Source organism: Acinetobacter sp. YH12063, assembly GCF_013419715.1.
GTDB classification, from domain to species: Bacteria; Pseudomonadota; Gammaproteobacteria; order Pseudomonadales; family Moraxellaceae; genus Acinetobacter; species Acinetobacter amyesii.
Map to the genome: position 1 here is coordinate 1 of NZ_VOZO01000028.1, position 8,228 is coordinate 8,228.

The window sequence follows — 8,228 nt, forward strand, 5'->3', positions numbered from 1 at the left end:
CCGAGATCGTAAAGCAGAACAATCAAGTGCTGCAACAGAACAGTCAGCTGATTCAGATAGTGGTAACACAGAGCAGTCAGATTCAGGAGTTGCTACTTCAGTTAAATCCCGACGAGGACGAGCCAAGTCAGCCTAGATATATGGATGAATAAGATATGCCTAAAGTTTTATCAATCATACCCAAGCTGAAAGAATCAGAACGAGGTGCTCATTCAGCACATGGGACTCAGGTCTTACTTGATGATGGCTCAAGACTTGAAGGGGTTACAAAGGTGACTTTGGTTGCTGAGGTTGGGAATGTTTGGAAAGCAATCATTGAGGTTAATCCAATAAACCAGCTGCAGATAGATGCTCAACTTTCGGAATTAAAAGTAAATGAAACTCCCAAGACTTCAAACCAAACTGCAGGCGATGACACCCAAGCAGCCAAGACTTGAACCCAAAAAGAATTGGGGCAGCGGACGAGGTGGTAGACCATGGCGCAGACTGAAGCAGAAGATCCACACTCGTGATGAGTGGACATGCCAGTGCTGTGGTCGTGTGACAATGGATCTTGAGTTAGATCACATCAAGAACAAGGCGCAAGGCGGAACGGATGATGAGTCCAATCTGCAATCGTTGTGCCCGTCGTGTCATAAGACAAAGACGAGCAAGGAGAGTAAGCAGTGAATGATCCAGTTACGGCAACACACATCTCTTTGTGCTCAAATGAATACTTGCGACTTACAAAGGGTGTTTATGCAGAGGTCTATCTCAATGGTTGGTGGGTTGAGTGCGCAACACTGCGCAACTCTGATTTGATTGGTGGTGTGGACTGTATTCCCAATAGAGCTGAGGCGATCAATAAAACAGGATGGAGAAAAGTCTTCTGCAATCTAAGGTTATTTTTGATCGGAAGTAAATACAGGGCGGGGGAGGTAAAAAGTTTACAACCCTGAGCCAGCGGACACCGCCCGCCATCTCATTTATAAAAAAATTTCCCATTTCACAAATATGTTAAAGGAGGGCACATGGCTTTAACAGCTAAAAAGAAGGCATTTGCCCAATCTAAACATGATGGTGCAGATAACAAGCAGGCCGCTATTTTCGCGGGTTACAGTCCTGAATCAGCGTCACAAGCCGGGTCGAGATTAGCTAAAGATCCTGATGTGATTGCATACATTGAAAGGCTTAAGATTAACACCGAAGTTAAAGTTGATTCCAAGCCAGAATCACGACCAATCATCACTAAAAAAGACATTGAAGCTGCTGGCAGTCGTGCTGACCCGCTCAAATTTTTAGAAGAAATTTGGACTGATCCTGTCGAAGATATGAAATTGCGAATGGATGCAGCAAAAGCAGCCCTTCCGTATTTCCATGGCAAGGTTGCTGAAAAAGGCAAGAAAGAAACCAAAGCCGATGAAGCTAAAAAAGCCACTCAAGGCGGGAAGTTTGGAACATTGGGCTCACAGTTGAGAAGTTAAATTTATGTCAGTAATGCTCCCGGAATGGACAACATCCTGCCCAGACTGGGAGGAACGTATTGTCGCTAAAAAGTCACTCATGCCATGTGAACCGCTTTTCCCAGAAGTGGCGGACGTAGCAGAGCGGATTTTTAAAGAATTAATTTTGGTCGATGTGATGGGTAGCCCGAAAATGGGTGAAGTCACACTCGATTGGGTAATTGAATTTGTCCGGGCAATCTTTGGTGCCTACGATCCGGTGCAGAAGAAGCGTTTAATTCGCGAATTCTTCTTGCTGATCTCTAAGAAAAATACTAAGTCCACGATTGCGGCTGGAATTATGATGGTGGCCTTGATCTTAAATGATCGTATGTCGGCTGAGCTCATCATTCTGGCACCAACAAAAGAAGTTGCCGATAATTCATTCAACCCAATCCGAGACTTTATCAAAGCAGATCCTGAGCTTCAGGAGATGTTTAATATTTCAGAGCACACCAAAACAGTCACTCACTTGGGTACCAATGCGACTCTAAAAGTGATTGCTGCGGAAAGTAACGCTGCTGCAGGTAAAAAGGCCTCAATCATTCTGATCGATGAGGTTTGGTTGTTTGGGAAGCGCTCAAACGCTGAATCGATGTTTCGTGAAGCAAAAGGTGGCCTGGCATCACGGCCAGAAGGCTGTGTGATTTACCTGTCCACCATGTCAGATGAAACGCCATGCGGTGTGTTCAAGCAATTGCTGGACTATGCGCGTGATATTCGGGACGGTGTAAAGGTCAATCCTCAGTTCTTACCGCTGATTTACGAGTTTCCAGAATGGATGCTAGAAGCGGATGAACATTTAAAACCTGAAAACTTCTACGTTACCAATCCAAATTTAGGCGCATCGGTTGATCTAGACTATCTGATTAATGAATTTGAGAAGGTTAAAGATGCTGGTGAAGAATCACTTCGGGACTTTCTTGCAAAACACTTAAATGTACCAATTGGCTTAAACCTACGCGCCAACCGCTGGGCAGGTGCTGAATATTGGCTGCAACAATCTAAACAATTCACATTGGATAAATTGATTGAGCAATCAGATGTCATCACCTGCGGTATCGATGGTGGTGGTCTGGATGACTTGCTAGGTTTCGCTGTACTTGGTCGGCATGCAAAAAGCCGTAAATGGTGGCTCTGGAACCATGCTTGGTGCAATAAAACCGCAGTCGAAAGACGTAAAGAGAATGCGCCAAAGTATGCCGACTATGAGAAGGAAAAAAGCCTGACCATTGTTGAGCGTATTGGTGATGACATTGACCAATTGGCAGCAATTGCAAAGAAGTGTTTTGATTCTGGCAAGCTCGACAAAATTGGACTCGATCCTCTTGGCCTGGGTGGTCTATTGGATGGCTTACTTGATGCTGGCATTCCTGAAGATAAGCTCACCGCCGTACCTCAAGGTTTTAAATTGATGGGTTATATCCTCACTACAGAACGAAAACTAGCTGAAGGCAATCTTTACCATGCAGGACAAGGGCTAATGACTTGGTGTGTAGGTAATGCGCGTGCTGTCGTAAAAGGAAACGGCATGATGATCAGTAAGCAGGAATCAGGTGTAGGCAAAATCGATCCATTGATTGCTACGTTTAACGCGGTGGCACTTATGAGTATGAATCCTGAACAGGCCGAAAAAGAATACAACGTCTTTTTCATTTAGAAATATGCAATTTATTAACCTCCTTCTTTGGAGGTTTTTTCATTTTGGGAGAAAGCCTCAATGGGAGCTTTATTTAAGAATTTCGGCTCATTTGAAATTAAGAGTTTTGATGAATCTACTCGCACATTTACCGGCACAGCTAGCACAAGCAACCCTGATCGCGTAAAGGACATCATGGTGCCGAGTGGTGTGCAGTTCACTTTGCCAGTACCACTGTTATTGCACCACGACAGCAAATTGGTTGTTGGGTATGTAACCAAAATCACCGTTCTAGAAAGCACAATCGAAGTTGAATTCTACATTCCTGAAATCAAAGAAGAAGGGAAGCTCAAAGAGCGTGTGGATGAAGCCTTCCAAAGTGTCCAATACAAACTAATTACCGGTCTTTCAGTTGGCTTCAATGCTGATTGGGAGAGCGCCGAATTTATTCAAGATGGCGGTATTAAGTTTAATAAATGGGAACTTATTGAACTGTCACTTGTAACGACGCCTTGCAACCGTGAAGCAGGCGTGGATTACGCAAAAGCATTTGAGGAATACAAAGCCGCGTTGGGCAATGAACCTCAGCAACCCGCTGCAGATGGCGATTCATCTGAGCAAAAACACATTGTCGTAAAACTGAATTGCCCAACAAAGGGTGGAGTAAAACTATGAAAGAATATTTAGCTAAATTGCTAAAAGCATTGTCTGAAAAAAACCAAGCAATGCAAACGGCTTTATCTAAGGCATCTGCCGAAGGCACAACACCAGATGAATCCACAGAAGCTGAAATTCAAGCGATTGAAAAAGACATTGCTGCTCTAAATGTAAACATTGAACGCACCAAAAAGCAGATTGCCGCTGCTGATGAAGCTGCTAAAACAGCAACTCCTGTGGCTGGTGAAACTTCCGAACAAGCAAAAGATACTGCTGAAGGTAAAAAAGAAGTGCCACGCATTCAGGTGGAATCAAACCTACCCAAAGGTATTGGTTTTGCACAATACGCACGTGCAAAGCTTTGCTCACAATTGGCAGCCAAAAACGGCAACTTCATTTCACCAGTAGACATGGCTAAGCAAATGGGTTTTGGTGGTGAAGTTCAGGACTTAGTGACAAAAGCCACACTCGGTACTACAACAGACGTTGGTTTTGCATCTGCATTAGTGCAAGAAAACCGCTTGGTTGGTGAATTTGTTGACATGCTCCGTGCTGCAACCGTATTTGACCAACTTACAGGATTCCGTAATGTACCGTTCAACTCAAAAATCCCAAGCCAATTAACAGGCGGCACTGCTGCTTGGGTGGGTGAAGGTGCGGCCAAGCCATTAACCAACCCAACCTACGGTGAAGTTGAAATTAAAGAACACAAGCTTGCCGCAATCACGGTTTATACACAAGAATTAATGCGACGTTCTGATCCAGCGGTAGATGTTTTGGTGCGTGATGATCTTATCGAAGCATCAAAAACGCTTATTGATAATACTTTCCTTGATACGGTGGCTGCATCAACTACGCGCCCAGCAGGTGTTTTAAATGGCGTTGTAGCAACCCCTAACACGGGCACAACTGCGGCAGCATATGAAGCTGACCTATTAGCTCTTATTAATAGCTTTGTGACAGCCAACCTTTCATTGGATGGCTCATATTTCTTAATGTCTGAAACACGCGCCGCACAAATCAGTTTGTTGCGTGATGCGTTAGGCAATAGCTATTTCACAGGTATGGCGCTTCGCGGCACCCGTACATTAATGGGTATCCCAGTCATCACATCGCAGGCAGTAGGCGACAAGATCATTCTTGTGAAGACTTCTGAAATCCTGCTTGCTCAGGATGGTGGCGTGGATGTGTCTTACTCTGATCAAGCAACCTTGGTTGATGGTGGTACGACTCACCACTTATGGCAAGAAAACAAATTTGCGGTACGTGTTGAGAAGTTCATCACTTGGGCAAAACGTCGTCCGATTGCCGCAGCATTTCTTAACTATGCAACAGGTGGTTAATCGACCTAAAACAGCTCCTTAATTGGGGTTGTTTTTATATCTAAGCATCACAATTGTTTAGCTATAGGAACAGTCTATGAAGATTAAATATTTAAAGGTTATGCATAGCGCCAATCCAGGTGATGTGCTTGAAGTTACTGAATTTGAAGCAAACATTTTGATTAAAACAGGTGTGGCGGAAGCTTACGAAGAACCTAAAAAGACGACTCGCAAGACCAAAACAGATACCACAGAGCAAAAATAAGGCGGTTTAGATGGGCATTTTTGACAGACTTTTCCGAAAAAAATCACTGCAAAGTGTCCATTCAAACCAAGGGTGGACTTCTTTATTTGTGCATGAGCCTTATTCTGGTGCTTGGCAGAAAAACGATGAGCTGACTCGTGAAGATTTGGCGGCACATCCAGCAGTTTTCTCGTGTATTTCTTTAATCTCCCAAGATATTGGGAAAATGGGTGTTTTGCTTAAAAAGCAGAAAGGCGGAATTTTAGTTGATGCGCCCATTCCTGAGGATCTGGTGGTTCTTAAGCGGCCAAACCATTACCAGAACTGGCAGCAGTTTTTAGAGTTCTGGATGATCTGTCGAAAGCTCCGTGGTAATGCATACGGATTTAAGGTGCGTGATGTATTTGGGCAGGTAGTTAAAATTGTTATTTTAAATCCAGATCAAACAAAACCACTGATTAGTGATGATGGGCAAGTCTTTTACCAGCTTGGGATTGATCGGCTGAATAGCACAGAGTCTGTTGTTGTTCCAGCCTCCGAGATTATCCATGATCGTGAAAACTGCCTTTACCATCCATTGGTTGGTATTCCTGCCATTACTGCTTATGGAATTTCAGCAGGGCTCGGTTTAAACATTCTGAAAAACTCTAAAACCTCTTTTGGAAACATGAGCCGGCCAAGCGGTATTTTGGTTGCTCCTGGTGCTATTTCAGAAGATAAAGCACGTTCCATCGGTGCATCATGGAATGCGAACTACACCGGCCAAAACATCGGTAAAACTGCGGTGCTCGGTGATGATTTGAAATATCAGCCAATCAGCATGACAGCTTCGGATACTCAAACGATTGAGCAGCTGAAAATGTCGAATGAAATTATTTGCTCAGTGTTGCATGTGCCAGCGTTTAAAGTTGGGTATGGAACAATTCCGGCAGGGCAGAAGGTTGGCGATTTGAGTGAAATCTATTTTTCTGACTGTATACAAAGCCCGGTAGAAGCTATTGAAAACCTGCTTGATGATGCATTTGACTTAAAAGCGCGTGGCCTTGAAATATTCCTTGATGTTGATTCTCTGCTCCGCATGGATAAAGAAACAAAAATGAGCATTCAGGAGCGCGGAGTTAAGGCTTCAATCTTTACTCCAAATGAAGCGCGTCAGCAGTTTAATTTAGAGCCTTTGGTGGGTGGTGACACGGTTTACATGCAGCAGCAGAACTATTCGCTTGAAGCATTGTCTAAGCGTGACCAGTTGGATGACCCTTTTGGCAAATCTGCACCAAATACGCCTCAAAATACCGAAAATTCAGACCAAAAAGGCCAATATCAAGGCGTTTTTAAGACTGAAAACCAGTATAAATCAGGCCAGTTTGTGACGCATAAAGGCTCGTTATGGCACTGTGAAAAAGACCATTCGGGTGAATTTAGCCATGAAAACTTTAAATTAGCGCAAAAGAAATGGGGTGATGAATGAGCATTGTTGATTTAGACACCCTTAAAGAGCATTTGCGCTATGACGATGATTCAAACGACACGATGTTACAGGGATATTTGGACGCAGCTGATAGTGCTGTTAAAAATTACATCACAGATGAATTTGAGTCTGAATATCCAAAAGCTATCCACCAAGCAATTTTAATGCTTTGTGGGTATTGGGATAAATATCGAAATGCTGAATCAGATGCACCGCTGAACGGTAATTATCTGCCTATGCCAGTGCAAGCCTTGTTATATCCATATCGTAAGCCAACTGCTGTTTAGGAGGTTTTATGACCCAAAATGCTGGCGAACTCCGCCATCGAATCATGGTGCAACACTTTACGTCAGGTCGTGATGAAGATGGCTATCCAATCCCTGAGCAATGGGTTGATTACATGCCTTTGTGGGCCAAAGTCACTCATTTATCGGGTAAGGATCTAATTGCCGCACAGGCTAGTAATTCTAAAATAGTTGCACGCTTAAAGATCCGCTATAGAGAAGATATCGACACGACAATGCGCGTGATTTACAAAGGCAAAACCTACTCAATTGATAGCCAAGCGCTTGAAGATACAAACACAGGTTACGAGTCGGTGACGTTCTTGCTTTCAACTATGTGAGGTGCTTATGTCACTTGATGTGCAAATACATGGCATTGATGAGCTAAATCGAAAGCTCAAGTTATTGACGAGTAGTAAGGCAGCCAAGCGCATAGCACGTAAAGCAGCCCGCCAAGCAATGAATATTGTCCGTGATGCAGCGCGAGTGAATGCCAAGGCGATTGATGATCCTGAAACAGCAGAAAAGATCTGGAAAAATATCGCTGTTTCAGGCGGTAAATCGCGCAATTCAAATCAAATCGTAATGCGTGTTGGTGTGCGTGGTGGTGCGTCATTTTCCAATCCAAATCCACCCAATACAAGCGGTGGCGATACAAGGCACTGGCGTTGGGTGGAGTTTGGTTCAGCACACAATGTTGCGGTTCCATTCATGCGCCCCGCAATGAGCAGCAATATTCAAAAAGTGACTGATAAATTCTCACAAGTTTTCAGTGTTGAATTAGATAAGGAACTCGCAAAATGACAGCTCCAATTGCTAAAACGATTAAAGCCGATACTTATTTAGCATCAAAATTCGGAGATCGAATCTTTTTAAGCCAAGCAGACATTGGCACAGCGGTTCCATATTTGGTTTTTCAAGGCATAGGCTCAGAACCTGAAAACACAATTGATTGTGGTGCGATCGATGAAAATGACACATATCAAATGGTGATTTGGCATTCCAATCCTAAGGAAGCGGAAGATTTGCGTTTAAAGGCCCGAATAGCTTTAGAGCAAGCAGGGTTTTATTACAACGGAAAGCATCCTGATAGTATTGATGCTGAGACCAAATTGCATGGCCGTGGTTGGGAT

General features: G+C 43.7%; 12 protein-coding genes. All 12 read left to right on the forward strand.

Features of this window, described 5'->3' with window-relative positions:
• Window positions 1-155: 155 nt before the first annotated feature.
• The gene (locus FTU12_RS15840) at window positions 156-437 is read left to right on the forward strand and encodes a hypothetical protein (protein WP_180114947.1); all 282 of its coding nucleotides are present in this window, start codon (window positions 156-158) and stop codon (window positions 435-437) included.
• Window positions 376-669, forward strand: coding sequence for an HNH endonuclease (locus tag FTU12_RS15845; RefSeq protein ID WP_180114948.1), 294 nt, complete (start codon window positions 376-378; stop codon window positions 667-669). The genes FTU12_RS15840 and FTU12_RS15845 overlap by 62 nt, the downstream gene beginning before the upstream one ends.
• 341 nt (window positions 670-1,010) lie before the next feature.
• The gene (locus FTU12_RS15850; protein ID WP_180114949.1) at window positions 1,011-1,463 is read left to right on the forward strand and encodes a terminase small subunit; all 453 of its coding nucleotides are present in this window, start codon (window positions 1,011-1,013) and stop codon (window positions 1,461-1,463) included.
• A gap of 4 nt (window positions 1,464-1,467) precedes the next feature.
• The gene (locus FTU12_RS15855) at window positions 1,468-3,141 is read left to right on the forward strand and encodes a terminase large subunit (RefSeq protein WP_180114950.1); all 1,674 of its coding nucleotides are present in this window, start codon (window positions 1,468-1,470) and stop codon (window positions 3,139-3,141) included.
• 60 nt (window positions 3,142-3,201) lie between these two features.
• Window positions 3,202-3,795: an HK97 family phage prohead protease gene (locus FTU12_RS15860; protein ID WP_180114952.1), complete on the forward strand. Its 594-nt coding sequence runs from the start codon at window positions 3,202-3,204 to the stop codon at window positions 3,793-3,795.
• On the forward strand, window positions 3,792-5,120 hold the full coding sequence (locus FTU12_RS15865; RefSeq protein WP_180114954.1) for a phage major capsid protein: 1,329 nt from the start codon (window positions 3,792-3,794) through the stop codon (window positions 5,118-5,120). The genes FTU12_RS15860 and FTU12_RS15865 overlap by 4 nt, the downstream gene beginning before the upstream one ends.
• A gap of 76 nt (window positions 5,121-5,196) precedes the next feature.
• On the forward strand, window positions 5,197-5,364 hold the full coding sequence (locus tag FTU12_RS15870; protein ID WP_180114956.1) for a hypothetical protein: 168 nt from the start codon (window positions 5,197-5,199) through the stop codon (window positions 5,362-5,364).
• A 10-nt stretch (window positions 5,365-5,374) separates the two neighbouring features.
• Window positions 5,375-6,811 (forward strand): phage portal protein, encoded by a 1,437-nt coding sequence (locus FTU12_RS15875; protein ID WP_180114958.1) that lies wholly within the window; start codon window positions 5,375-5,377, stop codon window positions 6,809-6,811.
• A complete protein-coding gene (locus FTU12_RS15880; RefSeq protein ID WP_180082657.1) occupies window positions 6,808-7,098 on the forward strand; it encodes a head-tail connector protein in 291 nt (96 codons plus the stop codon). Before FTU12_RS15875 ends, FTU12_RS15880 begins: the two co-directional genes overlap by 4 nt.
• 8 nt (window positions 7,099-7,106) lie before the next feature.
• Entirely contained in the window at window positions 7,107-7,436 is a 330-nt protein-coding gene (locus FTU12_RS15885) for a phage head closure protein (protein WP_180114959.1), read from the forward strand.
• 7 nt (window positions 7,437-7,443) lie between these two features.
• Entirely contained in the window at window positions 7,444-7,899 is a 456-nt protein-coding gene (locus FTU12_RS15890) for an HK97-gp10 family putative phage morphogenesis protein (RefSeq protein ID WP_180114960.1), read from the forward strand.
• The coding region (locus FTU12_RS15895; protein WP_180114961.1) for a DUF3168 domain-containing protein at window positions 7,896-8,228 on the forward strand (333 nt) is incomplete at its 3' end. The genes FTU12_RS15890 and FTU12_RS15895, both read left to right, overlap by 4 nt.